The organism is Frankia sp. CpI1-P (assembly GCF_001421075.1).
Taxonomy (GTDB): Bacteria; Actinomycetota; Actinomycetes; order Frankiales; family Frankiaceae; genus Frankia; species Frankia torreyi.
The window spans coordinates 1-25,906 of record NZ_LJJX01000076.1 but is presented as its reverse complement, the minus strand read 5'-3'; the positions used below and the strand labels follow the sequence as shown (position 1 = coordinate 25,906).

General features: G+C 71.1%; 17 protein-coding genes and 8 pseudogenes. 9 read left to right on the top strand and 16 right to left on the bottom strand.

Features of this window, described 5'->3' with window-relative positions; genetic code table 11:
• Positions 1-1,534: 1,534 nt before the first annotated feature.
• Both FF86_RS59955 and FF86_RS28660 read right to left on the bottom strand, forming a co-directional pair.
• Positions 1,535-1,921: recombinase family protein (locus FF86_RS59955; RefSeq protein ID WP_242419806.1), on the bottom strand; the 387-nt coding region annotated here is incomplete at its 3' end.
• An 88-nt stretch (positions 1,922-2,009) separates the two neighbouring features.
• Positions 2,010-2,330 (bottom strand): annotated as a pseudogene (locus tag FF86_RS28660) (SAM-dependent methyltransferase); the annotation flags it as partial.
• A 288-nt stretch (positions 2,331-2,618) separates the two neighbouring features.
• Here FF86_RS28660 and FF86_RS59950 point away from each other — a divergent pair.
• From FF86_RS59950 to FF86_RS28640, 7 genes and pseudogenes are all read left to right on the top strand, one after another.
• Positions 2,619-4,130 carry an NERD domain-containing protein gene (locus FF86_RS59950; RefSeq protein ID WP_242419805.1) on the top strand — a complete coding sequence of 504 codons (1,512 nt, stop codon included), beginning with the start codon at positions 2,619-2,621 and terminating at the stop codon, positions 4,128-4,130.
• Positions 4,027-4,736 (top strand): annotated as a pseudogene (locus tag FF86_RS59945) (protein kinase); the annotation flags it as partial. The gene FF86_RS59950 and the pseudogene FF86_RS59945, both read left to right, overlap by 104 nt.
• Before the next feature lies 1 nt (position 4,737).
• A pseudogene (locus FF86_RS59940) lies at positions 4,738-6,423 on the top strand (BREX system serine/threonine kinase PglW); the annotation flags it as partial.
• Entirely contained in the window at positions 6,329-7,216 is an 888-nt protein-coding gene (locus tag FF86_RS59935) for a hypothetical protein (protein WP_242419807.1), read from the top strand. The pseudogene FF86_RS59940 and the gene FF86_RS59935, both read left to right, overlap by 95 nt.
• A 321-nt stretch (positions 7,217-7,537) precedes the next feature.
• On the top strand, positions 7,538-7,849 hold the full coding sequence (locus tag FF86_RS28645) for a nucleotidyltransferase family protein (protein WP_055410649.1): 312 nt from the start codon (positions 7,538-7,540) through the stop codon (positions 7,847-7,849).
• Positions 7,767-7,953 (top strand): annotated as a pseudogene (locus FF86_RS64465) (hypothetical protein); the annotation flags it as partial. The gene FF86_RS28645 and the pseudogene FF86_RS64465, both read left to right, overlap by 83 nt.
• A 1-nt stretch (position 7,954) precedes the next feature.
• Positions 7,955-8,192 (top strand): DUF86 domain-containing protein (locus tag FF86_RS28640; RefSeq protein ID WP_242419804.1); only part of this gene is annotated, 238 nt, incomplete at its 5' end.
• Positions 8,193-8,237: 45 nt separating this feature from the next.
• On the opposite strand, the gene FF86_RS28635 is transcribed toward FF86_RS28640, so the two are convergent.
• The 5 genes from FF86_RS28635 to FF86_RS36735 form a co-directional block, all read right to left on the bottom strand.
• Positions 8,238-8,972, bottom strand: a complete 735-nt coding sequence (locus FF86_RS28635; protein ID WP_052681546.1) for a Fic family protein — start codon at positions 8,970-8,972, stop codon at positions 8,238-8,240.
• Positions 8,969-9,175 (bottom strand): AbrB/MazE/SpoVT family DNA-binding domain-containing protein, encoded by a 207-nt coding sequence (locus FF86_RS28630; protein WP_044888284.1) that lies wholly within the window; start codon positions 9,173-9,175, stop codon positions 8,969-8,971. The genes FF86_RS28635 and FF86_RS28630 overlap by 4 nt, the downstream gene beginning before the upstream one ends.
• 227 nt (positions 9,176-9,402) lie before the next feature.
• Positions 9,403-10,155, bottom strand: coding sequence for an AraC family transcriptional regulator (locus FF86_RS28625; protein ID WP_044888283.1), 753 nt, complete (start codon positions 10,153-10,155; stop codon positions 9,403-9,405).
• 47 nt (positions 10,156-10,202) lie between these two features.
• The gene (locus FF86_RS28620; protein ID WP_044888282.1) at positions 10,203-10,505 is read right to left on the bottom strand and encodes a putative quinol monooxygenase; all 303 of its coding nucleotides are present in this window, start codon (positions 10,503-10,505) and stop codon (positions 10,203-10,205) included.
• A gap of 1,059 nt (positions 10,506-11,564) precedes the next feature.
• Positions 11,565-12,083: toll/interleukin-1 receptor domain-containing protein (locus tag FF86_RS36735; RefSeq protein ID WP_242419803.1), on the bottom strand; the 519-nt coding region annotated here is incomplete at its 3' end.
• A 286-nt stretch (positions 12,084-12,369) separates the two neighbouring features.
• Between FF86_RS36735 and FF86_RS28610 the strand changes: the two genes are divergently transcribed.
• The gene (locus FF86_RS28610) at positions 12,370-13,047 is read left to right on the top strand and encodes a type 1 glutamine amidotransferase domain-containing protein (protein ID WP_242419802.1); all 678 of its coding nucleotides are present in this window, start codon (positions 12,370-12,372) and stop codon (positions 13,045-13,047) included.
• A gap of 931 nt (positions 13,048-13,978) precedes the next feature.
• On the opposite strand, the pseudogene FF86_RS28600 reads toward FF86_RS28610, so the two are convergent.
• The 8 genes and pseudogenes from FF86_RS28600 to FF86_RS28580 all read right to left on the bottom strand — a co-directional run.
• Positions 13,979-15,062, bottom strand: a pseudogene (locus tag FF86_RS28600) (SLC13 family permease); the annotation flags it as partial.
• 415 nt (positions 15,063-15,477) lie between these two features.
• Positions 15,478-17,047, bottom strand: a pseudogene (locus FF86_RS59925) (WD40 repeat domain-containing protein); the annotation flags it as partial.
• A 1-nt stretch (position 17,048) separates the two neighbouring features.
• Positions 17,049-20,915 (bottom strand): annotated as a pseudogene (locus FF86_RS59920) (pentapeptide repeat-containing protein); the annotation flags it as partial.
• Position 20,916: 1 nt separating this feature from the next.
• Positions 20,917-21,036, bottom strand: a pseudogene (locus tag FF86_RS59915) (TIR domain-containing protein); the annotation flags it as partial.
• Between the two features lies 1 nt (position 21,037).
• The coding region (locus tag FF86_RS59910) for a toll/interleukin-1 receptor domain-containing protein (protein WP_242419801.1) at positions 21,038-21,229 on the bottom strand (192 nt) is incomplete at its 3' end.
• Positions 21,226-22,116, bottom strand: a complete 891-nt coding sequence (locus FF86_RS28590; RefSeq protein WP_044888277.1) for an inositol monophosphatase family protein — start codon at positions 22,114-22,116, stop codon at positions 21,226-21,228. The genes FF86_RS28590 and FF86_RS59910, both read right to left, overlap by 4 nt.
• A 5-nt stretch (positions 22,117-22,121) precedes the next feature.
• Positions 22,122-22,736 carry a hypothetical protein gene (locus tag FF86_RS28585; protein WP_128423412.1) on the bottom strand — a complete coding sequence of 205 codons (615 nt, stop codon included), beginning with the start codon at positions 22,734-22,736 and terminating at the stop codon, positions 22,122-22,124.
• Positions 22,737-22,858: 122 nt separating this feature from the next.
• Positions 22,859-23,866: a hypothetical protein gene (locus tag FF86_RS28580; RefSeq protein WP_055410661.1), complete on the bottom strand. Its 1,008-nt coding sequence runs from the start codon at positions 23,864-23,866 to the stop codon at positions 22,859-22,861.
• A gap of 1,108 nt (positions 23,867-24,974) precedes the next feature.
• Here FF86_RS28580 and FF86_RS28575 point away from each other — a divergent pair.
• Positions 24,975-25,448, top strand: a complete 474-nt coding sequence (locus tag FF86_RS28575) for a hypothetical protein (RefSeq protein WP_044888275.1) — start codon at positions 24,975-24,977, stop codon at positions 25,446-25,448.
• 223 nt (positions 25,449-25,671) lie between these two features.
• Here FF86_RS28575 and FF86_RS28570 read toward each other — a convergent pair.
• The coding region (locus tag FF86_RS28570) for a Rieske 2Fe-2S domain-containing protein (protein WP_206779069.1) at positions 25,672-25,906 on the bottom strand (235 nt) is incomplete at both ends.

The window sequence follows — 25,906 nt, the reverse complement described above, 5'->3', positions numbered from 1 at the left end:
GGCGGCCCTCGGCGAGCGGGGAGGCGGTGCCGGCGGCCCTCGGCGGTGCCGGCGGCCCTCGGCGAGCGGGGAGGCGGTGCCGGCGGCCCTCGGCGAGGCAACCGACGCGGGGTGGCGCGAGCGGATATTGCCGCCGCGATATCCCGACGCGATCTCCGGACACACATAGATAAGTGCCGCTGTCGCTAACGCCTGACCCCGCTAGCGACAGCGGCACCTATAGCGGCCCACGAAAATCAGCCGGAAAGGAGACTCGCGGTGCCCCCCGCTCCGGCCGCCAGCGATGACCCCACCCCATCGCCACGGCCATCCGACCCCACCTCGGGGGATGATATTCCGGACGCTCTTAGCGACCTTGATCCCCTCCCGCACGGTGAGATTGTCGTGATTCTCGCGGCCGATTTTAGGCTCCCTAACGTGCTCAGGCACTTGGAGGCGGGAAAGATCGTGCTCGTCATTCCTGCCCCCCGCGAGCCACCTAGCGGCGCGTAGGGGAGGCTGAAACCCCGTTCCGTGCGCCGCTTTCCCAGCGGAAGCACAATCCGTTGCCAAGGTCGACAATTCCGTCCACCCCGCTCGTGTCCGTGAATCCCGTACCGATCTGGATTCCCCACGTTCCGCCATGCTTAGAGAGCGTCAGCCCCCACGAGTTTTCGATAGCGCTGACCATTCCCCGCTTGGCGTCGGTGTCGCCAGTCGTCCACATGTGGCTAACCGTCTGCCCGGTCTCCGCGTAGTCGTACACGTCGGGGACAAGCGTGAATTGTTCGATGGCCACCCGAAGAGCCTTGCGCGTAGCAACCAACGCATCTAGTTCGTCATCGTCTTCCGTTACGGACAGCCGACTTTGGATCTTGGCAAATTCTGCCCGCATCTCGTCTAGTTCGTGAGCATTACCCNCCACGCGCTGAAATGCGAGAATAGGTGTCGTGTCGTTGATAAGCATGGAATTAATGACGTCGATCATGGGCAGGGCGTCGCAGCCCTTGAATTCACCGCACGCCTTGCGTTGCTTGGCGTGGCCACCACAGCGAAGCCTAGGAGTGCGCGGGTTGCCGGACTTTGCGAGACCGGCGTTAACGTAAAGCCTCCCGCCGCACTGGGGGCATTCCAAGACGCCGCTAATCCAGTTGACGGCCTGTGCCACGGGACGGCCACCCTTATTCACTCTGGCATCCGTCATGTTCGCGGCGAGCACGTTGTTAGCGCGCCACCACAGCGGGCTTTCGACCACAGGGGCAACCTCATGCGCCCATGTCTCGGTTACGCCTTCATGCGTGTACCGGCATTCCTCAACCCCCGTGTGATTCGCGGCAAAACGCACAAGGTTCTTAATCGATGCCGCATACAGGTCGTAGAGGCGAGCGATGGACAACAGGGATTCGCCGTTGGCGACACGCTCGTAAATGTCCCTGACGGATTCCGAGTCAGCACAGTATGCTTGCTTCGCGTAGCGTTCCCCTTTAGCCGCCCAAAATGCCGGCAGTGGGCCGTGATGCGCATTGTTCGCGATAATCATGGAGATGCCGCGATNTGTGGTTTGCTTTACCGTCTTGGACTTCTCGGCATTCGCGTGCTGAGCGACAAGGGTGACGATACGGCCGGCAAAATCTGTCTTGCCGAACTGAGGCTCAGCAATCGAGATGATGTCGCCGCCCGCCGAACGAATACCGAGCAGGATTTCCGCTTGCGCGTCCAAATCGTCGCGACGGTCAAGGCGCGATGATTCGGTAACCAAAAGAGTCGTGTACTCCCTGCGCTGAATATCAGCGATTGCCTCACGCAAGGCCGGTTCCTGCGCTCCGTGACTGGCAGAGTACCCGTGAAGCTTAAACCACTTTACTATCGTGATTCCGCGCTGAGTGGACTCCTCGGTGAGGATCTTGACCTGTGATATCTCGTCTTGGCTACCCGTGGACACCCTGACGAATCCGGCGCCTAGCTCTCCCACTGTCCCACCCTCGCTGTCGGTGCGGGTCACGGCCCTCTACACCGTGCACACTACCCGGCACCATAGGATCGTTGTCGGCGTAGACGACCCGGGCGTCCGGCGCGATGCCCTGGGCGGCCTCGTGCAGGTTCGGGCTGGTGGGGATGCCGGTGCCGATGTCGAGGAACTGGCGGATCCCGGCCTGCGCGGCCAGATGACGGGTGGTTCGGATCATGAATGCCCGGTTCGCCTGAGCGGCGATGCGGGCGTTCGGGAACACGGCCAGGGTCCGCTCGGCGGCATCCCGATCGACCGGGAAGTGGTCCTTGCCTCCGAGGTAGTAGTCGTACATCCGGGCCGAATGCGGCTGGTCGGTCTTCAGGTCGACCGGGTTGCGCATGTCGGCCTTGGTCTTCCACCACGTCCCCGGCGTGCCGTGTGGATCCGTGCTCGTCACCCGCGAACAACTCCCTCACATATCGGAAGATCCTCGCGAATTATCCTAATGTAGTGACCCCTAGGGCTAGGGGCAGGGCTAATGTCACGGGTGGCGACATAGCGGGCGCGGCAGCCGGGGGCGGGGCCGCGGACACGGCGGGGNGACGGGGNGCGCGATGGGCAGGGCCGGTGGGAGACGGTCACGCCGTCGCAGTTCCCGCATGAGCGGGAGGCGCTGTAGCACGTCCGGTTGCTGCTGCCGGACGCCGAGCCGTACCGCGCCTGGTCGAACTTCACCTTCACCGCGACCACCGGGCACATCCGCGAGGTCGACCTGCTGGTCGTCGCCCGCGGCGGCGTCTACCTCATCGAGATCAAGAGCCTGGTCGGCCGGCTGACCGCGGCCGGGTCGAACTGGACCCAGCACCGCGACTCGGGCAACACCCGGATCTTCGACAACCCGCTGCACCTGGCGAACCAGAAGTCCAAGGAGCTGCGGTCCCTGCTGGAGAACGCCGGCCGCGCGAGCAGAACGAAGATCCCGTTCATCCAGCCGGCGGTCTTCCTGTCGAACCCGACCCTGCGGGTCGAGCTCCCCGACCACCAGCTTCACTGGGTCTTCGGCCCCGAGCGCGGCGCCCCGGGCGGCGCCGCCGAGAGGAACGCCGACGGGGCTGGCAGGGGCGGTAGCGGCGGTAGGGGCGGCGTGGCGCTGCCGTCGATCTGGTCGGGTCTGCTGGACGCGCCGCTGCGCGACGAGCGGCAGCGGATCACCCCTGCGCTGTCGAAGGCCCTGGCCACGCTGCTGGCGACGGTCGGGATCGCCCGCAGCCGGCGTCACCAGCAGGTCGGCTCCTGGCAGCTGGAGTTTCCGGCGTTCGACTCCGGTCCGACCTGGCAGGACCACCACGCCGCCCATGCCCAGGTCGCCTCCGAGCGACGCCGGGTGCGGATCTACCTCGTCGAACGGGCCACCGGGGAGGCCGAGCGGGCGAACCGGGAGGCGGTCGCCCGCCGCGAGTTCCTGGTCCTGCACGGGATCGACCATCCGGGGATCGTCCAGGTCGACGGGTTGGAAAGCCACGAGGCGGGCCCGGCGCTGATCTTCCGCCATCGGCCGGACGAGATGCGCCTGGACCACTATCTCGACCGCTTCGGTGACCGCCTCGACGCCGGCACTCGGCTGCGCATGATCCGCCAGCTGGCCGAGGCGGTCGCCTACGCACACGGCCGGCATCTCTACCACCGGGCGCTGGCCGCCCGCAGCGTCCTGGTCGTGCCGTCCGGCGGCCGGGGCTGGCTCGCGCCCAACCTGATGATCAGCGACTGGCAGGCGGCGGCCCGCGACGCCGGCTCGGGCACCGGGGCGCTGACAAACGCGATGACGACGACGTCGCGCGAACTGGCGGTGGAGCCCGCGGGCCCGGTTCCTGCCGCATCTGGAACTGGCCGCCGCCGGCTACCTGGCGCCCGAGATCGGCGCCCCCAACCCGGATCCGGTCGGCATCGACGTGTTCGGCCTGGGCGCGCTGGCCTACCTGATCCTCACCGGGCAGCCACCCGCGGACAGCCCGAACGCGCTGAAGGCGAGGCTGGAGCAGGCGGGGGGCCTGCACCCGGCGGAGGTCGTCGACTCGCTGTCCGAAGCGGCGAACGACGTGGTGGCGCAGGCGACCTGCCCGCTGCCCGACAACCGCTATTCCAGCGTCGGCGAGCTGCTCGACTGGCTGCTGCTCGCCGAGGAGGAGCTCACCCCGCCTGACGTCCCCGCGGCCACCCCTGCGGCGGACCCGGCCGTGGCGGAGCGGGATGAACCGGTTGCCGAGGCGGACCCGTTGGAGGCCCAGCACGGCGACCTGGTCGGCGGCGAGTGGCGGATCAGGGAGCGTCTCGGTACCGGTTCGACGAGCCGCGCCTTCCTGGCCCGCAACGAGAAGACCAACCGCGACGAGGTTCTCAAGGTCGCCCTGTCCGACGAGCGGGCGGGGCGCCTGGCACATGAGGCGTCCGTGCTGGGCCGGCTCAACGACTCCCGGGTGATCCGCCTGGCCCGCCCGGACACGCTGGTCATCGGCGGGCGCGCGGTGCTCGTCCTCGACCATGCCGGCGAGCAGACCGTGGCCCGCAAGCTGCGCGAGGGCCGGCTCTCCGTCGACGAGCTGGAGACCTACAGCGACTACCTGTTCGGCGCGGTCGACTACCTCGACGGCGAGGGCGTCGCCCACCGCGACCTGAAGCCGGACAACATCGTCATCCGCCGTTGGCCGAACCGCACCTACCAGCTGGTCCTCATCGACTTCTCGCTGGCCAACATCTCGGTCCACGACACCGCCGCCGGCACGCCCCGCTACCTGGACCCGTTCCTCGGNGCCGGCACCCGCACCACCTACGACGACCACGCCGAGCGTTACGCCCTGGCCGTCACCCTGCACGAGATGGCCTCCGGTGAGCTGCCGCTGTGGGGCGACGGATCCGCCGGGGAGCGGTTCACCGAGGGCCCACCGACGGTCGCCACCGAGGCGTTCGACCCGGCGATCCGCGCCGGGCTGGCCGCCTTCTTCCCGCGCGCACTCCACCGGGACGCGGCGCGGCGGTTCGCGTCGCTGAAGGACATGCGCGACGCCTGGCAGGCCGTCTTCCGCGCCGCCGACTCCACCCCGCCGACCCCGAGCGTCCACCCGGCGACCGACGCCCAGCCCGTGCCGGTCACCCCGTCCCGCGACCTGGCCGCCGCGGCGGCGGGCGCCGACACGCCGCTGGAGGCCGCAGGCCTGTCGCCCCGGGCGGTCTCGGCGGCGCACCGGCTGAACGCGACGACCGTCGGCGCGCTGCTGGCGCTGGGCTCCAAGGAGATCATCAGTCTGCCGGGCACCGGCGCGAAGACCCGCCAGGAGCTGCAGTCCCGAATCCGGCAGTGGCGCCGCGCCCTCGCCGCGCCCCCGGCCAGCACCGGCACTGGCACCAGCACCGGCACGCCGGTCCAGCCGACACCCGCCGGGCAGCAGCCCGCCGACACGCCGCCGGCCGTGACGACGGCTACGGCAGCGGGAGCGGCAGCGGGAGCGGCAGCGGGAGCGGCCAGGGCCGTGGACTACGCCCGGATACCGGTCGAGGGCCTCGCCGACCGGCTGCTCCCCCGGGCCCTGTCCGGTGGGCGTAACGCCACCGAACGCGAGGCCGCCCGACTGCTGCTCGGCCTGCCCGACGCCGCCGGCATGCTGCCGGACGTGGCGCTGTGGGCGCCGCAGCAGCAGGTCGCCGGGCGGGTCGGGGTGACGCCGGGCCGGATCGCGCAGGTGCTGACCGCGCGACGCCGGGCCTGGCACGCCGACGACGCGGTCCGCTCGGTGCGCGACGAGATGGTCGACATCCTCGCCGCCGCGGTCCGGGCCGCCCTCGAAACCGTCGACCTCGACTCCGAGCCCCGCCTGGCCCGTCGCAGGTTCTACGAGCGGACCCTGGTCGCGCTGGAGGCCACCGAGGACGACGGCCCGCTCACCCCGGCCGCGCCCGCGCTGTTCGCGTACGCGATCGCCCTGGGCCGGGCCGCGGACCGGCTCGCCCGCGCCGAGGAACTGCCCGCCCCGGCGACCGTGCTGCGGGAGCTGGCCGCGGTCCGTGCCGCGCCGGCCGTCGGCGCTGCTGCCGTCGACACCGACGGCGAGGGCCTGGCGGACGGCGGCGCCGGATCCGCCGGAGTCGGGGCCGCCGACGAGCTGGCCGGGCTGCCCCCGCTGGACCAGCAGCGCCTCGTCCGGCTGGCCGCCGCCTCGCGTACCGCCGCGACCAACGCCCGCCTGGAGATCTACCCGCGCGATCTGGATCTCGTCCGGGCGCTGCGCCTCGCCCAGGCCGGCGTGCTGCCTCCCCTCCCGGCCGCGGGGCCGCCGCGGCTCGGCGAGCCGGAGCCGGGGCCGGGCGAGCGGCCCGACCGGCCGTTGCTGGACGTCGCGACCATCCGTGAACGGGTGCAGAACCGTTTTCCGGGCCTCACCACCGAGCTGCCGGCGCATCCGGCGCGACGGCCCGCTGGCCGCCGCCGGGTTCGTCCTTGAATGGAACCCGGCCCGTGACGGCTACGTGCCGCCGCACGGTCTGCTCTCCTCCGCCGGGCTCGGCTCGCGGGCGACGCCGGTCGTCCGCCAGGCCACCGATCTGGGCAGCCGGCCGGCGCGCACGGTGTTCGACAGTCCGGACCGGGCGGCCGCGGCCCTCGCCGAGCAGCGGCTCACCGCCGCCGCCGAGGCCGGCGGCTTCCGGGCCCTCACCGTCCGGCGCAACCACTACCTGGCCGCCCGCGCGGAACTGACCCGGCCGCACCGGTTCGCCGCCGAGCCGGTCGACGTCGCCGCCGTGTTCCTCGACGCGCTGCACGCCGAGGTCGACCCGCGGCCCAGACCGACCTGGGCAACGATCCTGCGCGCCGACGCCGCCGCGCCGGGCAGCCGCGCGGCCGCCAACCTCGCCGAGTACGTCCGCACCGCCTGGGAACGCGCCGCACCGCAGCTCACCGCACTGGTCGACGCCTCCCCCGGCCACGCCGAGCCGGGCCACGCCGAGCCCGGCGGCCGGCCGGCGCCGCTGTTGCTGCACGACGCCGGTGTGTTCGGCCGCTACGACGACCGCGGCCTCGACGTGCTGTTCACCCTCGCCGAACGGGCCCGCGCCAGCGGCCGGCCGGTCTGGGTGCTCTGCCCGACGACCGAGCCGACCCGCCCGCCCCGCCTCGACGGCGCCCTCGTCCAACTCGTCACCGAAAGCGAATGGGTGGCCCTGCCCGACGCCTGGGTCACCAACCGCCACCGCGCCGCCGACGAGAACACCGGCGTCGCCGGCATGGCGTCGTGATCACGGCTACGTCACGGCGCGGCGGGTTGCCTCGTCGGCGAGCGAGACCGCGAGGAGACGGGGCAGGGCGGCCGTGTCCTGGGTGCCGGCCGAAGCCTGGCGCGGGCGACGGTCAGGCCGCCCCAGCTCCTCCAGGTCGACAACGTCCCCAGCCCCGGCCGGCCCGGCGGTGGCCTCGTAGTGCCGCGACCGATCGTTTGGCTGGCCCCGGCTGGGCGACACTGCGACGATACGAGGCCTACGGCGCGGGCGAAGCCGTGTCGATACCCAGATCTGGGCGATGCGGCGGCCGGACGGGCCCAATCGCAGAGGGGGGTTGGCATGCATCCGTTGATCGAGGCGAGACGAGCGGAGATCCAGGCTCTGTGTCGAGGGCTCGGGATTCGGCGTCTTGACGTGTTCGGTTCCGCCGTCGAGAACTCCTTCGACGTCGACACCAGTGATGTCGACGTGCTGGTCGAGTTCGACGACGCTCGCACGGGGTTCGACTACTTCGGCACCTACTTCGCCCTGAAGGAAGGGCTGGAGCGGCTGTTGGGCCGTGCTGTCGATGTTGTCAGTGTCACGAGCATCCGTAACCCGTATTTCCGCGAACGGGTCATGCAGACCAAGCAGTTGTTGTATGCAGCGTGATCCGCGGAAGTATCTCTGGGACGCTGCGAACGCGGCCGAACTCGCTCGCGACTTCGCCCAAGGCAGATCATTTGATGATTATTTGTCGAATGCGATGCTCCGTGNGGCGGTCGAGCGCGAGTTCGAGATCATTGGCGAGGCATTGAACCAACTGTCCCGGGTTGCGCCGGAGATCGCCGCCGCGATCCCTGAGCTGCCTCGAATCGTTGCATTCCGGAATATATTGATCCACGGCTATGCCACCGTGGACGATGCGCTGGTCTGGCAGGTGTTGACGGAGAAGCTTCCGGAACTGGAAAGGGTGATCCGAGGCATACTCGACACGACCACCCGGCCACACTGAGGTTGCGGTTTCGCCAGTGGGGAGTCCTGGCCGTGGGTCCGGCGATTATGTCGCGGAGCGGCGGGTTGCCTCGTCGGCGAGTGAGACCGCGAGCAGACGGGTCAGGGCGGCCGTGTCCTGGGTGTCGAGCATGGTGATGTAGGCGGGTCGCTGGGTGACCTGGATGATGGCGGGAAACCCGAATCTGCGGATGGTCTGCCAGGCGATGATCGTCCGGCCGGTGCGGCCGTTGCCGTCGGCGAACGGGTGGATGCGTTCGAACGCGATGTGCGCGCCGGCGATGGCCTCGAGCAGGGCCTCGTTGTCCAGGTTGGCGGTCTGCCACTCGGTCTGGTCAGCCCACTGGCGCATGAGTTCCGGAACGCTTGCGGGCGGTGCGGGCTGCCAGGACGCGCCGGTGACGATATTGCTGGCGGTCTTGTACTCGCCATTACTGGCGGTCTTGTACTCGCCGTGCTCGTGGGTCAGGTGGTCCATCAGCGCGGCGTGCAGATCCCGGACGAGGCTGGTGGTCAGGGGTTCGCCGTCGGCGACGGCGCTCAGGATGCGGGCGAGCGCCTGGTAGTGGTTGGCGACCTCGTACAGTTCGCGCACCGGCGTGCCGGCCACGGGCACCCGTTCGTCGACCAGCAGGGTGATCGTGTCGGCCAGGGTGAGGATGTTGCCCTCGATGGCCGCGGAGTGGTGCGCCAGGCGCACGAGCACATCCTCGGCGTACTGCGCCGAGAAGACCCCGGTGCGGGCCACCTCGGCCAGGAACTCCCGCCGAGTCCAGGTCACGGCCGAGTCCGGGCCGCGTTGATCACGGCCATCAGGTCGGGCAGGGAGGCATCCTCGTACCGGCTCACGGCGCGGGCCTCCAGTACCCCGGCGCGAACGGTCACCTCGACCGTGTCTCCAGGGCCGATCCCCAGAGCGCGCAGCTCGGCCGGGCTGATGGTGATGCCCGCCGAGTTCCCGATCGTGACGACCTTCTTCCGCATACGAACACAGTAAGCCCGCGTACGAACTCGCCCCGCACGGTTCATCGGCCCTGTTCACCCGCCGTCCCGGCCGGCGAGCACGGCGCCGACAGGGTTGTCCCGGCCGCGTCAGCGCTCCCCCGGCCCGCCCGCTCTCGACGGCGCCCTCGTCCGCCGCCCCCTCCCGTGGCAGGCCCGGTGCGTGGTCCGGTGCGTGGACAGGGGTGCGGGGTCCGGTGTGGGTCCGGTCAGGGCCGGAAGCTGGCCCGGTACTCCGTGGGTGTGCGGCCGGTCAGGTCACGGAAGGCGGCGTTGAACGCTGACAGTGAGGCGTAGCCGGTCGTGAACGCAATGGTGGTCACGGGGGTGTCGTCCGCGGCGAGTTCCTCGATTGCGCGCAGCACCCGCAGGCGGCGCAGGACCGCCCGCCAGGTCATGCCGGCCTCGGCCTCGAAGCGCCGGGCGAGCGATCGTGGCGTGAGGCCTACCTCGCCCGCCAGGTCCTCGAAGCGGAGCTCGCCACCGAGTCGCTGCTCGGTGAGCTGCAGGGCTCGGCGTAGTTCCGGTGATCGTCCCGCCGGCACGACGACCGGGCTCGGTTGTTCGGCGAGCCGCCAGGTCACCGCGGCGAGCGCGGCGAACAGGGTTTCGGCGTACGCCGCCAGGGGTTCGTCGCTCTCGCCCCAGGCCGCGCACTCGGTCAACAGTGCCCGTGCCAGCGGGCTGAGGTCGAACACGGTCAACGGTGCCGGCGGGGGCGGCGTGAAGGCGGTGTCGAACAGCACCGATGCGGTCGTGACCGGCCGCGGGATGCTCACCCGGATCAGCCGCTCCGCCTCGATCAGTGCGGCCCGGGCCGGCGGCAACACCCACACCTGACCCTGCACCTCCAGCCGCAGCGCGCCGGCGGAGGCGCAGAGGAGGTAGTGGCGGTCGACGCAGAGATCGCGGTCGGGCTCCGGTGGGAGCGTCCGGACGAAGCTGTACGCCTGGCGGGTCATCGACGTGCCTCGCACGGGCCGATCGTAGGAGCTGGCCGCGGCATCGGTCAGGCGACCGACTCCAGCAGTTCGGCGTGGAAGCGCCGGCTCACCGGCGCCCCGTTCATGATCGGCCGAAGCGCGGCGCCGGAGCGGGAGAAGGCGTCCGACGCGAGGTAGCCGGCGAACGACGCCTGATCTTCCCACTCGTGAACGACGGTGATCCGGGTGCCGTTCTCGCGCGACGCGTACACCCGGAAGGCGATGTTGCCCGCCATGGCGCGGACCTGGTCCCGCTCCCCGTCGAGCTGGGCGAGAGCGGCCGGTCGGTCGGCGACAGCCGTGTCGAAGTCGAGGATGGCGATGAACACGAGAGACCTCCGGTGTCGGGCGGCGAACGCCACGGATGGAACACCCCGATCCTCGAGCAGCTCCAGCCCGGGCCGCCTCGCTCAGTCGGACACGTTCACGCTGCCATCGGACAAGCACACGGCGAGCCCCGCTTCCGGGCGCTTCTCCCCTCAGGCGCAGGTGGAAACCCTGACGGGGCCGGTCTNCCCACCTGACTTCACGTTTCCCGTGCCGTCGTCATAGGCGGACGCGGCGTACACGTCATACACGTCGCAGGTGGTACGTACAAAAGTCACGCTACCCGGCTCGTGGATGGTCTTTGTGTTGGCGTCGCAGACTGCGAATCTGCATTCTGGGTGGGTGGTGCTGACCGCAGCGACGTAGTAGGTGTTCGCCGGACCGCCCGATCCCGGCGCTCCGACGACCACGACGACGTTCGTCGACTCGACATACGCCCTCACAACGGGCGCTCCCGGCGGTCCGGCGTCGACCGGTGGCTGCGCCGGCTGCGGGGTCGGCCCCGCCGAGGCCGGGAGCACCGACGCGCCGGTGGTGCCGATCGGCGTCGGCGGTCTCGGGATGGGACCGGTGGCCCCGGCGGGCGCCTCGCCGACGGGAGCGGTCGAGCTGCTGCTTGCCGGATCTGGTGACGTCGTGATCTGCGAGGTCGGGGTGGACGAGACCCGGCCCCCGCTGGGAGCAGGCGCGGCGGGATCCTTCGAGGCGTCCCTCAGCCCGCCCAGCCCGCCCAGCATCGGACCGGCGGTGAGAGCGCCGACGAGTGCGACCGCGAGCACCGTGACGACGACCGGCCACAACCACCTCACCGGCTTCCTTCTCGGTGCGACCGGCCCCGCCGTCGACGGCGGGCGTCGCGCGTCGGCGGAACTGATCGCCGCCGCGTTCGGGGGACCCGGAAAGGCGGGCAGGTCACCCCGGGTCAGGGCNGGCGGCGCGATACCACTGGAGATCACTTCTGGCGCACGGGCCGCGGGGCTCACCGGAAACCCCGGGTCGGATCCCGGTTTCGCGCGCCCGACCTGCAGCACACGGACCAGCTCCAGGAGTCGTGTTCTGGNCTCGTCCTGGCCGAGATCGAACAGGTCGAGTGACACGATGCCGCCCAACAGGCCCGGCTGATCGCACTGTTCGATCCGCACGGGGATCAGGCGCCGATGGAACCCGTGCGGGTCCGCGCGGTGGGCAAGCTGCCACTGCGCCTGCCCGTAGACGGAGCCGAGATAGGCACGAGAAAGAACCGCGATAGTCCGCTCCGAATAGCGGACTCCGTTCTCCATCTCTGCCATCCAATGGCTTCCCGGAATAAAGTCCCAGCCCTGGATGAGAATTCTGCAGCCGGCTTCCTCGAGTTCCCAGGCCATCCACTCGGCCCAGGTCGAGTCGGCCATCGCGTACGAGATGAAGAAATCCCACCGGGCTTCACCGGGCCCTGCTGTGGAGTCCATGGATTCGCGCTTCCCCCCGCGCCCGATCATGCCCCTCCACCATATCGCCCGCGCGGCGGCGAACCCCCACGCGGGCATCTGCGCACCGGCGCGGGATACCGCCCGCAGCGTCGGCAGGTTGTCCGCGTCCATCCCCGGAACCGCGCCGCCACCCGCCGACTCCCTCGCTCGACAGCGAGCATGCGATCACATAGAGTGAAGGAGATGTACTCGGCGCGATGCAGGGCCGTGCGGAACGTTCGAACCGTCCGCCGCCTGGGGATGGGAAGGGGCATTCCCATATTCGGNGGCGAGCAGCCGGCGGTGAGTGACGTGATTGCACCCTCCTGCACCGGACTGCACCAATTCGCCCACACCGTCCGGGACCTCAAGGCCGGCGCGGTCCTGACGGAAGGGGAGCGGAATGACGACGGTCCTGATGGTGCTGACTTCGCACAACAGGCTGGGTGACACCGGACGCAGGACGGGCTTCTGGCTCGAGGAGCTGGCCGCGCCGTACTACCGGTTCCGCGACGCCGGCTGGGCCGTCACGCTGGCGTCGCCCAGGGGCGGGCGCCCGCCCCTGGACCCGAAGAGCAACGAGCCGGACTTCCAGACGGACCAGACCCGCCGGTTCGCCGCCGACCCCGCCGCGGAGGCTCAACTGGACACGACGGCGCGCCTCGACGCGGTGTCCGCCGACGACGTCGACACGGTCTTCTTTCCCGGTGGGCACGGCCCGATGTGGGACCTGGCCGAGGACCCGGCGTCGATCAGGCTGATCGAACAGGTCCACCAGTCGGGCAGGCCCCTCGCGCTCGTGTGCCACGCGCCGGGCGCCCTGCGGCATGCCAAGGCGCCGGACGGCACCCCCCTGGTGGCCGGACGGCGGGTCACCGGCTTCACCGACAGCGAGGAGGAGGCCATGGGCCTGACGAAGGTCGTGCCTTTCCTCGTCGAGGACGAGCTCATCGCCAAGGGCGCCGACTTCTCGAAGGCCGCGGACTGGAAGCCGTACGTGGTGACCGACGGGCTGCTCGTCACCGGCCAGAACCCGGCGTCCTCGGGCCCAGCCGCCGACGAGCTGATCTCGCTGGTCGACGGAACCAGGGCGTAGGCGCGCCTACGGCGGCGGAACCGAAGGAACAAAAGCCGCCGCCGACACAACCGATTCATCCTCACCGAGACCGCGTAAACAGCCAGTGACTACCGGTTCCGACGCGGCCACGCGGGCCGGTGAGGGGGACGACGTCGTACGGCGCCGTGCAGGTGCCCCAGGCGCTCATGCCGTAGACGGCCAACCGATCGAACGTGCCGCGCGCGGTGCTCGCCGCGGGGAGGGACGCCAGCTCCACCGCCGGTTCGGCGCGTTCGGGCCAGGCGAGGGTGATGTGCGGCCGGAAATGATCATCTGTGTCATCGGTGATCTCGTCGTACCCGTAGGTCAGGAGCTGGCGCCGCCTGGCGGCGCCAGTGGCGCCGTGGTCGCCGAGCACCCCGGCCAGGGGTGTTCCCGCGGGATCGAACTCGCGCTGCCGNCCGCGCCGCAGTGGCTCGAACGCCGCCACGACCCGGCGCTGCAGATCGAACCAGGCGGGCGAACGCTCGAAGTAGAGCTCTGGAGCGCCGTGCGGATTGTGCGCGTACTCGCTGCCGACGGCCGCCACCGGCGCGGCGGCACCGGCCACCTCGTGCAGGGTGCGCAGCGCCGCGGGCAGGTCCGCCGCGGTGGCCGCGAACATGAAGATCGAGACATGAGGTGCGCAGACGCCGGGGCCGCCGTCCGGATCAGGCCCGTCCAGGAGGAAGTGGGACGGATTGCCGGCCCGCCGCATGTGTTCGGCGAGGAGTCGACTTTCCCGAACGGCGCGTGCCGCAAGACCCGACGGCGGAAGAAGCACGACGTCGAACACCCGGCTCGACCGTGCGTCGAGGGGATCCGGAGAGGACGCTGGCACGGCGGAATCCTGTCGCGGTGGAACGTGCTCGGGCGGCACGGCGGATCAATGGAGCACGACGTCGGTCACGACGACGATCGCCAAGCCGANGAGTAGGGCCGGCGTTCCAACCCGGACACCCGTTTTCGTGTACTCCCAGGGACTCACTTGAACCTCCAGACGGGCCGCGGTACTGCGCCACAGCAGGCCGGCGAGCGCCCCGTGCAGAACGAGTACCGGACCGAAGTTCACTCCAAACAGGAGCGGCCAGATGTGCTCCGATCCCGACTGCAGTCCGGGCAGGCTGATGAGCAGTGCGGGCAGATTGTTGATCGTGTCTGCCGCCACAATAGCAAACAGCGCGGTCCGCAGTTGGGTGACCCAGCCCTGGCCGGCGAAGATGTTTTCCAGTCCCAGATGTGGTGCCGCGGTGGTGGCCACAAGCCCGAGCCCGGTGGCGAGGCCGGCGGCACTCCAGGGGATGTCCCCCAGGTGGAGATCCCGCGTCATGGCCACCAGCACGATGTCAGCGATCAGTGCGACGATCCACGCCTTGACCCCGAGCGCATCGCCGACGGTGAAGCCGAGGATCACGAAGACCACGACCGGAAGGCCCTGGTAGAGCGCCCGCCGGTCCACCGGCTCGCGGACCGGCGGTACGGCGGCCGCCGCCGCGGGCAGGCGTCGGTAACCGAGCCAGCCCACGACGACGGCCGCGAGCGACGCCGGGCCGAGATGGACGAGAAAATCCTCGATCCCGAGGTCGAGAGTGTCCGCGGCGATAAGGTTCGTCAGGTTCGAGATGGGCAGCGCGCTTGACGCGAGGCAGGCCAGCAGGACCGGCTGGAACGCGATCAATCCGGCATCGAGGCCATTTCTTCGAGCGAGTCGGATATACAGCGGGGTGAGCAGCACCACCGACGCGTCGAGGTTCAGGAAGGTCGTCACCGCGGCGGCCATTATCCACAATCCCCGGCGCGGATCCCGGCCCCGGTCCATCAACGACGCGGCCGCTTCGAAGAAGCCGATCCGATCGAGCATCACCGCGAGCGGAACCGCGAGCAGAAGGAAGGCCAGTGGCGCCATGAGCGGCCGCAGCGCGTCCCATCCCGCGCCGACGGTGAGCTCCCCAGAAAGGAGCAGAACGGCCGCTACGAATGCAGGCACCAACCAGTTGGGTAGCCGGGGCGCGAACNCCCCGAGGACGGCGACCGCGAGCAGGGAGACTTGCAATACCGCCACACCTCAACCCTATCGGGGCCTCCGCGCCGGCCCCCGAGTACGAGGCGTGGCCTGCGGCCGGCTCCCGCCCCCGTACCCGAGGACACCATCCCGACCCGGTCGATGGCGACCAGTGCCCTGTCGGCGTCGACGGCCGGCCGCTCAGAACGGTTCGTCGAGCGTGAGGCGCCGTACATCGCCCAGGTGTCCATCCAGCTCCCCGATCTCGAACCGCGACATCCCGATCACGTGCCAGATCTGCCCGGCCACGTCACCGGCGAGCTTGTACCGCCCGTCGGGCGCGAGGGCGGCCCATCCCGAGGGGACCCCGACCAGGGTGAGAGTCGGTGCCCGGACCTCGCCGTCGAGGTCGGAGACGTCCCACAGGNGGGTGGTGCCGTCATCACCGCAGCTCGCCAGCAGCCGGCCGTCGCACGCGACGTCGATCGACCAGATCCGCCTGGTGTGGCCCTCGAGCGCCGCGATCTGCTCGCCGGACGACGGATCCCACAGCCTGATGACCAGGTCGTCGCCCGCGGTGGCGAGGAACCGGCCGTCCGGGCTGAACGCCGCCGTCCACAGCCGGGCCGTCCCGGGCCGGAGCACCTGCCGGCAGGCACCGGTGGCGACGTCCCAGATCCGCGCGGTCCCGTCGTTGCTGGCGCTGGCCAGGTGGCGTCCGTCCCGGCTGAAACGGACCGCGTAGACCCGGTCCGTGTGCCCGGCGAGGACCAGGCATGACCCGTGGGCCGCCCCCGTCGCGGCGGCCAGCCGCGGCGACGGGTCGTCCGTCAGCTGCCACAGCCGCACCAGCCGATCGTCGCAGCCGGTCGCCAGGATCCGTCGGTCCGGGCTGAAGGCCAGCGAGCGGACCCGCCCCCGGTGATCGGGGATGCCCAGGAGCTGCCGGCCCGTCGTGCGGAACCAGAGCTGGACGGAGTCGTCGTCATTGGCGGTCGCGAGGATCTCCCCGGCCGGATCGAGAACCTCCGCCCAGACGTGCTCGGTCTCCACCCGCAGCTCGCGCTCGTAGACGCCGATGTCCGCGCCGCCGACGTCCGCCATCGGCGATGTCTGCCCACTGTCCGCCGACGCGCCGCCCGGATCCCCGCCACCCGGATCCCCGCCGGCCCGACCCGCTCGCCGCGCCCGAAGCGCCTCGGCGACGGGTCGGAGATTCCAGACGTGCACCGTTCCCGCGTTGCTGCTGCCGACGATGCGGTCGTCGACCGGGCTGAACGTGGCGGAGATCATCTGGTCGGAGATCCCGCCGAGCTGGCCCAGCCGACGGCCGGTGCGGGGGTCCCACAGCCGCACGAGCCCGTCGCGGCCGCAGACCGCGACCAGCCGGCCGTCCGCGCTGAAGCGGACGGCGGTGAGGCTGCGGCCGTGCCCGGTCACCGTCGTGTGACAGGTGCCGGTCCGCGTCTCCCAGATCCGCGCCGTCCCGTCGTTGCTGGCAGTCACCAGTCGTTGGCTGTCCGGGCGGAACGCCGCCGGCCACACCGAGCCGCGGTGCCCGGCGAGCGTGTGCAGCGGGGCGTCGGTCGCGGTGCTGGTGAGCCGCAGGATTCCGTCGCTGTCACCGGAACTGAGGAGCGTGCTGTCGGGGCTGAAGGCGACCCGGTAGACGGCACCGGTGTGCCGGGCCACGACGCGTCCCTCACCCGTCGCGAGGGTCCACACCCGCACCACGCCCCCGGTGTCGCCGCTGGCGAGCTCGGTGCCGTTCGGCCGGTAGTCGATGGTGTACACCGGCCGCTCGTGGCCCCGCAGCAGCCGCCGTAGCCGTCCCGACCCCACGTCCCACAACCGGATGTCCCCGGCCTCGTCGGCGGTCGCGAGCTCCGTGCCGTCGGGGTGGAACACCAGCCGGAACAGGCTGCCGGAATGGCCGGCGAGCACCTGGACCAGCGACCCCGTGCGCGGATCCCACAGCCGGGCGGTCCCCGTGCTGTCNCCGGTCGCGAGCAGCGGCCGACTCGGGTGGAAGGCTGCGGTCCAGACCCGTTCCCCGTGACCCGGCAGCGTGTGCCGTAGCTCGCGGGAGAACACGTCCCAGACCCGCACGTCGCCACCGCGGTCACCGGTGGCCAGCAGCGTGCCGTCCGGGCTCAGCGTGATGGGCCAGATCCAGCCCTGGTGCCCGCGCAGCTCACCCATCGGCTCGCCGGTGAGGGCATCCCACAGACGGACGGTGCAGTCCGTCGACACCGTCACGATGTGGCTGTCGGTCGCCAGAACGGCGTGCACCCGGCCGTGGTGCCCCTGCAGTGTCCGCAGCGGAAGTCCGTCGGCGTCGCAGACCAGCGCACCGCCGTCCTCGCCGGCGATCACCATGATCGAGCCGTCCGGGCTGTAGCTGACCGGGGCGGGAATCCGACCGGTCTCGAAACCGAAGTTGACGCTCACTGCGGGTGGGGCGAGCCCGAACTCGACCAGCCCACCCGGCATCACCGCGCCACCGGAGGCGCGCGCCACGGCCGTCAGCTCGGGTGCCGCGGCCGCGTTGATCACCAGGGCGCGTCGCCACCGGCTCCGGTCGAACCGCACGTCCCGCAGGTCCGCGCCGAGCAGGCGGGCGCCGGTGAGGTCCGCGCCGGTGAGGTCCGCGCCGCGCAGCTTCGCCCCGTCCAGGCAGGCGCCGGCCAGCGTGGCGTCGCGCAGGATCGCCCCCGTGAGGTCGGCGCCGACGAGGCGGGTGTCGGCGAGGTCGGCGCCGGTGAAGTCGACGTCGCGCATCTCCCGGTGCGACAGGTCCTCGCCGCGCAGCGAGGTGCCCCGCAGGTCGCCGCGCACCGGGGTGCGCAGCCGCACGTTGATCTTCACGGCGTTCGCCCGTGCCGTCTCGGGCAACGCGGGGTCGTCCAGCACCGTCGCCGCCCAGTCCCGCAGCTCCCGCGAATCGGCGAGGTCGCAGAGGAACTCCACCGTCAGCGCGGACAGCGCCCGGCGCGCCAGCAACGCGGTGGCGCCCGGCGCGCCGGCCGACAGCCGCTCGGCGATCCAGTTGGCGACCAGCCACTCCGCCACGGACGAGTGGATGAAGCCGAACAGCCCGTCGTCCGAGCGGACCAGCAGGCTGCCCGCGCCGAGCGCGTGCTCGCTCTGGGCGGGCGACGGGCCTTCCTCGGTCATCCCGGCGAGGGTCTGGCTGACCTCGCGCAGGTCGGCCAGGCGCAGCCGTTCCTCGTCGGCGGTCCAGAGCCGCTGTGCCAGGGTGGTCACCGCTGTCCACATGTCGTCCAGCGTCAGCCCGACCGGGGAGCCGATGACGCCCTGGGTACGGTTGACCTCGAAGGCGAGCCAGTTGTCGAGGATCTCCCGGTACAACTGCGCGGCACTGATCGTGTCGTGGGCCGTGGCGACCCGGGTGAGCCGCTCGGCGGGCAGATCCGCGATGAAGGTCAGCATGCGGGGGTTACGGGACAGCCCGATCAGGTCCCGGATACCGTTGATGAGCCGCAGCCGGGTGTCCGCGGCGGCCTCGTCCCGGTAGCGGTTGCGCAGGTACTCGCGGATCTGGGCGGAGCCGAAGTCCTCGATGGTGAGGACACGGCGGCGGGGAAGCAGCCCGACGCGCTGACCCAACCCGGTCAGCACCTGCTCGTCGCTGCGGAAGTGGTGGGTCCGGCTCGCGACGATGACCTTCGCGTCGCCCTCCGTGGCTTCGAGGATCGCCGTGAGGTGCTCGGTGGCACGCTCGTAGGTGACCCGGCTCGCCAGCTCGTCGAAGCCGTCGAACAGCAGCACGAGCCGACCCTCGCGCAGCATGTACCGGAAGGCCCGCAGGTCCGCCAGGCTCTGGTCGTGGTTGGCCAGGTGGGCCGCGACAAGGCCGTCGACCGAGTGCGCCTTGTCCAGGGCGCGGAGCTCGATGAGGATCGGGGTCAGGTGCGGCAGCTCCGCCGGGATGCGCCGGGCGACCTCGCGCAGCGCGAAGGTCTTGCCCCGCCCGAAGTCCCCCAGCACGAGGACGAACCGGCCCTCCTCCTCGGCGACCAGCCGCATCAGCTCGTCGCTGAGACCCTCACGCACGGTGCGGACCGCACCGACCATCTCGCGGAAGCGCTGCGGGACGTACAGCGAGGGGGGATAGCGTCGGTCGACGGTGATCTCGGCTGTCTGCCGGGCGACGAACTCCCGCAGATCGAGCAGCCCCTGGAACTCCAGGAAGCTCCGCAACCGGATCCCCCGGCTGCGGGCCGCGGCGCGCAGCCCGGCCGAGGGCGTGACGGCCGAGACCAGCTCGGCCCCACCATCGAGATCCAGGGCCCGCACGGTGGTCGCGAACCGTTCGAGATCGGCATGGGTCACCTCGCCGGCCTGCGCGCCGATGCGCGCCACGGAGGTCAGTCCGTCGCCCCGGCGGGTGACGACCAGGTGCGGTACCTCCCCGCCTACCCGCCGGATCCGGGCCTGCTGGTCGCTGACCTGGCAGACCTCCGCGACCTGCTCGAGCAGCTCCCGATCGGGGTCCGGCGCGGCCGCCTCGCGGGGATCGTCACCGGGTGCGTCCTGGCCAGCCCCGTCGTCGGCGTCGGGGTCGGCGTTGGCGTTGGCGTTGGCGCGGACGATCCCGGCCGGGTGTGCCGGCGCCGCGGCGAAGGTCGCGCCCGCGTCGGCCCAGCGGTGTGGCCGCCACGTGCCCGTGTCGCCGCCGTCCCCGGGCGTCCGCCAGTGCCGCAGGCCGTCCGGCTGGACCTGTAGGAGCTGGAAGTCCTCCCGCGGCGGCGTGACGATGATCGGGGTGCGGCCGGGCGCGACGTCGCCGCGGCCGGTGATGAGCAGGTTGAGCCGGGAACCCAGCGTCTCCCGCACGACCTGGGTGTCGCGGATCGCGTCGGCGCGGGCGACCGACGGCGCGGCAAGCGCGTGGTGCGCGACCCCGATCCGCAGCCAGCCGTCCCGCTCGAACAGCGCGAGCCGGCGGGCCAGGGAGGCGGCCTGCTCCGCACCGACAAGCCCGTGGTCGTCCGCGTCGCGATGGCTCTGCGCGATCGTCGTGTTGATCCCGGCGATCACGACGGCGAGTTCCGGGACCCTCAGCAGGTGCCACGGCTGCGCCGCATCGAAGATCGCGCCGTCCACCTCCTGGTAGAACTCGGCGACCATCCGGCTGTAGTGCCGCCACTTCGGCCAGTACGGCCGGCGCGGTTGCGTGTTGTCCGCCTCGCAGTTCGCGAAGTACGCCGCGCAGGCCGCCCGGGACACGTCGTGGCGACCCGGCACCAGCACGATGCGCCGCGGTTCGAGGTTGACCATCGCCCGCAGGTCACTCACGAAGGCGAGTGCCGCGTCGAACTCCCGGCGGGTGCCGGTCTCGGTGAGGTCACCGGCGATGACCAGCAGGTCGGGGGCCGGCCCGCCGGCGCGGTCGATCGCCGCGAGCTGCCCCCAGATGCGGTCCCGCAGTCGGGCCACGTCGCCGCCGAGGTCGGGGCCGTTCTCGCCGCCGACGTCGGCGCCCGCGGCGGCCCTCGCACCGGCGGTCCCGCGCCGCGCAGCGCGCCCGAACCGGGGCGCGGGCAGGTGCAGGATGGTCACCGCGTCCGCCGATCGCTGCCGGGCCGGGAGCACCGGCGGAAACGGCGGTGGAGTACGGGGGCGCAGGCGCACGGGGGGTGCGACCGCCGCGTTCGCGCCCGGCGCGGGAAGGGCCTCGGTCAGCGGGTACCTCGGCCGGGCCGCGGGCTTCGCCCGGCCGGCGACGGATTCACGCACGCCCGTGAGCAGGAGGTGACGGGCCGCGTTCGGGTCCTGCACCCCGGCGAGGTCGACGTAGGTCACGACCGCGAGGAGCCCGTCGAGCGGGGCGTCGTCCGTCNGGACGGTGATCAGCCTGCTCTTCGGGTCGTCGGGGTCGCCTCGCATCGCGGTCTGCCACTCCAGCATTCCCCACCGTGACGTCAGGTAATGCTGGGACATGACCGCGATGACGACGTGGGNCTCGGTGACCCCGCGGTCCATGAACTCCATGAAGTTGGTGCCGGGGACGAAGTCCCAGGCCTGTACCACCGTCTGGTAGCCGGCCTCCTCGAGCTCCCAGGCGATCCAGCTCGCCCAGCGGACGTCGGTCGGCGAGTAGCTGATGAAGAACGACGGAGCGCCGCGGTCCGGTGCGGCCTCGGCGGCGGTCACCGCCGCGGATCCGGAATGCGGATGGCCGGCAGCTCCGGCGCCAGCTTCGCGGCCGTCTCGACGATGCTCATCAGGGTGTCGAGGTGCTCGGGGCGGGCGGCGACGAAGGAGCACGGGGCCGGCCCCGTGCGACCGTCGAAGACCTCCCCGTCGAGGGCCAGCACGGTCACGCCGGACTCCACGGCGAGCAGGTAGCCGGCCGGCAGGTCGATGTCCTCGGCCTGGTAGCCGAGGAATCCGTCGATGTCACCGCGGGCGATCATCGACCAGGACAGCAGCGGTGCCCACAGCGGCAGCACCCGCAGTGCCACGCCGTCGAGCACGTACTTCAGCGCCCGCGCCGCGGGGTTGTGCCGCCCGACGCGGTGACCCTGCGTCCAGGCGACCGTGAGGCCGGGATCGCAGTCGTGTTCCCGGGCCCGGCTCGCCTGGCCGCCGCGGGGCCCACGCATCCCGCCGCCACGCAGCGCGGACCAGGTGCGCTCGGTGACCGGATCGTGGACCACGCCGACCGTGGGGTGCCCGTCGGCGCACAGCGCAATCCCCACCACGTAGTTCGGCATCCCGATCGCGACGTTGTTGGTGCCGTCGAGCGGGTCGACCATCCACTCCCAGCGGCCCGCCGGTCCCGACACGCCGAACTCCTCGCCGCGGATGCGGTGGTGCGGGAAGGAGGCCCGCAGCCGCTCGTAAATGATCTTCTCCGCCTCGCGGTCGAGCACGGTTGCCAGGTCACCGGCTGCTCCCTTGGCCGCGACGGCGAGTTCGCCCCGGGCACGTTCCCGCAGCATCGCCCCGGCGGCTTCGGCCGCCTCGACCGCGACGGCGCGGGCCAGCTCCAGATCCGGTTCGGCACCGCCCGGACCGTGCTTTGACGGACGGCCCATTTCGTTCACATTTCCCCCTCGGCGCTGATGGTGACATATGCGCCGGCAGCAGTGGCCGAGAGCTGTTCGACCAGACCTTCTCCCGACGCGTTCCGTAGATGTCGGGCGGCGCCCCGCGCCAACCACACCGTTTCCGCTGGATCACAGTACCGACGGCGACGCTGATGTGAACCCAGGTCCGGTGGCCCCAGGGACCGGTCCGCGCCACCGGGCCGACTCAGCCCGATGACCAGCGTGCACGCCTCGCCGCCCGGAACGACGGTGCGGTGGAAGACCCCGGACCGGAGATGGTAAAAGTCACGCGTCCCGTTTACCCACATTTCACCCGTCCGCACAGATACCAGGTCGGCGGTGGCGCGGATCTCGTCGACGACCGCGGTGCTGTGTATCTCAAAGATTCGGTACGCTTCGTCGGTGGTCGAATCGGCCAGTTCAAGACACTGATTGTGGACCGCGCCATCGAGAACCAGGCTGTACAGCTCCCAGCTGTGGCAGTGGAACGGCGACGTCGTCAGCCGGGTGGCCGTGGTCGCGGCGGTCCAGACGTGGACGCAGATACCCACCGGACCGCGCAGGAGGGGCAGGCAGGTGAAACCGAGCGGATGGCGCAGGGCCGGCACGGGCGGGCCGCCGGTCAGGCCGTCGAGGGCGGCGAGGTAGTTCTCGACGGTCGCCGAGATCGAACTCCGGACGGCATCTGTCGGGGTTGTCCCGGACGCTCCCGTGGCATTCATGGCGGCCCTCACGCGTACGGGTTGCGGGGGTTGATCGCGCGCCGGATGATGTCCTTTACCTCGTCATCCGAAAAGTCGTTCGGCAGTGGGACGGCGAGGCAGTCGAACAGCGCCCGCGCCTCGTCCGGCCTGGGCTGTGCGCTCAGCGGAGCCTGGTCGGCGAGTTCCATCGGCACCCGGCGGGCCTGGTCGAGGCTCTTGCGCAGCTCGGTCTTCCAGCTGTCGTACTGCCGTCCGCCCCGCAGGACCAGGGTGCTGAACGCGGCCGAGTCGTCCTGCGTGATGATCAGGCTGTGGGAGGCCAGGTCCCAGCGGAACGTCGTCATCACCGAGGACAGGCGCACGTCGATGTCCAGAAGGTTGAACCGCTGCTCGTACCAGGCGGCGGCGAGGACCATGGCATACGCCTCGTTGCGGGCGCGTTCCGGCGTCCACTCCTCACCGGTCCCGTCCGGCCCGGGAGACATGTCATGACGAAACCGGGCGTATCGCTCGCAGACGAGCCGGTCCGTCGGATCGATGATCTCAATGGACATCGCGAGTTCGCGCCTCGCGCGCCGGGCAGCCGCCACACATTCGGGCAGCGTCACAGCCCTGATATAGGTGCCGGTGCCGCCTTTGAACATCCACTCACGGGTGTCCGCCCGGGCCTCGGCGAGGGCTTCGGTCACCTCGACGCCGGAAATGACCCGAACCATCCTCATCTCACCCAGGGATTTGCGGGCCAGCGCAACCGTGCTGCCCATGTCGGTGATGCGCTGGACCCCCTCGGCGAGCGGGGTGAGCACCGCCTCAAGCCGCTGCTGAGTGGCCTCCAGCGTGTTCTCGACCGCCTCCCGGTGGGCGCGGTCGCGCATAATTCCCATGGCCAGCAGGGCGAGGACCAGCAGAATCGAGTTGTTGACCGCCTGGAGGTTGAGCACGTCCACCACACTGAGCACCGCCACGACAAAAGCGATGGCAAGCGAGATAACGCTCTCCGCGTAGCGTGTGAGCCAGCCCCCGAGGCGTCCCATACGGCGAACTTTAGCACCGCGCTCCCGGCTGGAATACCGTCCGAAGACGGTGTCTTCCGGAGATCCGGGCTAGGGCAGAATCGCCCGGTGGCGGAGCTGGCCCGCGGCCTGCCTACGCCGTCGCGGCGTGACCTGCGCTCACCCACACACAGGCGCTCGACATGCAGGCCGCCGTCCGCGCGGCTCCGTCGAGACCGCCGTGGTTCGGCCGCGGAAAAGCGCCGGACCGGGCCCGGACCGCCGTTATCAGCGCGCCGAAAAAGTTGTCGGACCGCAATCCGAATGCGTGATCGTTCGGAGTGGACGTTCGGGTCGGCGGGCGTCGCGACGGCCCTCCGCATAGGCGGCGTCGCGGACCTGTTCGCGTCGGGTGCGTTCGCTTGGACCCGTTCCCCGCCGCCGGCACCCGCCCTCGGCCCCGACGAGGCCCCCGACGCCGATCGGGACGCGGCCACGCCGTCGGATTCCCACGCCGTCGGATTCCCACGCCGATGCTGGTCCGGTGCCGGCCGAGCCGCCTCCGGCGGTTCCGCCGCGGCGGCGGGCGCGCGCACGTGCGGAGCGGGAGCGCGCCGCCGAGCAATCGGGTGCGCCTGATGGCGCACGGTCGCGCTTGTTCGACAAGTTGGCGGGCTTCGGCCGACCATCCGACGAAACGGATACCTCCCCGAACGGTGACGGCGACGGTTCCCCGGACACGCGTTGACGGATCGCCGTGCTTGGCAGGTGACCGGCCCAGCCGGTTACGGGCCGAAGCGGGAATACCCGGTTTCGGCTATCGGTGGCCGTTCGGGTCGGGGCGGCCTGTCGGCGCCCTGGTGCTGGGTGGCGTCGGTGGGCGCGCGGCGGGCGCGAATGGCCTCCGGGTGGTAGGGGCCGTGGTCGCGCATGGCGTCGGTGAGCGCGTCACGGTAAAGAGGTGCGGCGTCGGCGTGCCGGCCGGCCTGGCGGTAGGTGTCGGCGAGGGTGGTCCGGCTGGCGAGGGTGGTCCGGCTGGCGCGGGTGTCGGGATGGTCCGGGCCTCCGTAACCCGTTGCCCTATCTCCAGATGTCAGCCCGGCCGCGTCGGCGGCGGAACCGGGAACCGCATCGATTTAGGAGATCATCGGTGAAACGGACACGAGTTTCGGTCGGCGTTCTCGCCGCGACCGCAGCGGTGGTACTCAGCCTGTTCTCGGCGCCAGCCGCATTGGCTTCCGGCGGCCACGGCGGCGGAGATGGCGGGGGAAGCGGAGATGGCGGGGGCGGCGGGGGTCGCCGGCTCGGCCCCGCGGTCGAGACCAGCGGCGTCGGCTCCCTCGGCAGCCCCTGGACGTTGAAGTCGCAGCACGACGACGACGGTCCCGGTCTGGTCGCGGGCGAGGAGTTCGAGATCACCACTCCGCCCGGTCACGTCTGGTCGGTGACCTTCGCCGACAACGGCGTCAGGTTCTTCCAGCAGGACGTGACGGCGACCGACACCGGCCTGCGGGCGATGAGCAAGGCACCCGACCAGGGCGTCGACCAAATCATGAGTGTGCACGCGGTCGACACCGGCACCCACGAGGTCATCGACGGCTCGGTCGACCTGCCGGCGAACTGACCGGCTCCAGCGCCGCGGCCTGAACACGGCGGCGGTCACCGCCCGATGGTGACCGCCGCCCAGCGCCGGCGCGGCTTCACGGCCAGGCGAGCACCCCGAGGCAGGCGGCGCTCACGTGGGAGCGCTCAGGTGGGGACGCTCAGGTGGGGGTGGGGGGCACGTAGACCTGCACGACGCCGTCGACCTCGCGAACGGTGAGGCTGGGCAGCGGACGCGGCGGGGNGCGGATCTTGTAGTTCACGACCTCGCCGGCCAGTGAGAAGGCCATGCGGTGGCAGGGGCAGTTCAGCCGCTGCTGCGCCGGGTCCAGGGCCAGCCGGCAGCCCTGATGCGTGCAGATGCCCGACGTCGCGCGGACCCGACCGCCGGTCCGCCGCACGAACCCGACCACCGTCCCGGTGTCGAAGGCCCGCACGCCGCCTTCCGGCAGGTCCTGTGTGGTGGCGACGGTCCGCCAG

Excerpts from the sequence above, each read along its gene's own strand:
- FF86_RS28645 (WP_055410649.1), top strand. The coding sequence starts at position 7,538 with ATGCATCCGTTGATCGAGGCGAGACGAGCGGAGATCCAGGCTCTGTGT.
- FF86_RS28630 (WP_044888284.1), bottom strand. The coding sequence starts at position 9,175 with ATGCGGAAGAAGGTCGTCACGATCGGGAACTCGGCGGGCATCACCATC.
- FF86_RS28625 (WP_044888283.1), bottom strand. The coding sequence starts at position 10,155 with ATGACCCGCCAGGCGTACAGCTTCGTCCGGACGCTCCCACCGGAGCCC.
- FF86_RS28610 (WP_242419802.1), top strand. The coding sequence starts at position 12,370 with ATGGTGCTGACTTCGCACAACAGGCTGGGTGACACCGGACGCAGGACG.
- FF86_RS28590 (WP_044888277.1), bottom strand. The coding sequence starts at position 22,116 with ATGGGCCGTCCGTCAAAGCACGGTCCGGGCGGTGCCGAACCGGATCTG.
- FF86_RS28580 (WP_055410661.1), bottom strand. The coding sequence starts at position 23,866 with ATGGGACGCCTCGGGGGCTGGCTCACACGCTACGCGGAGAGCGTTATC.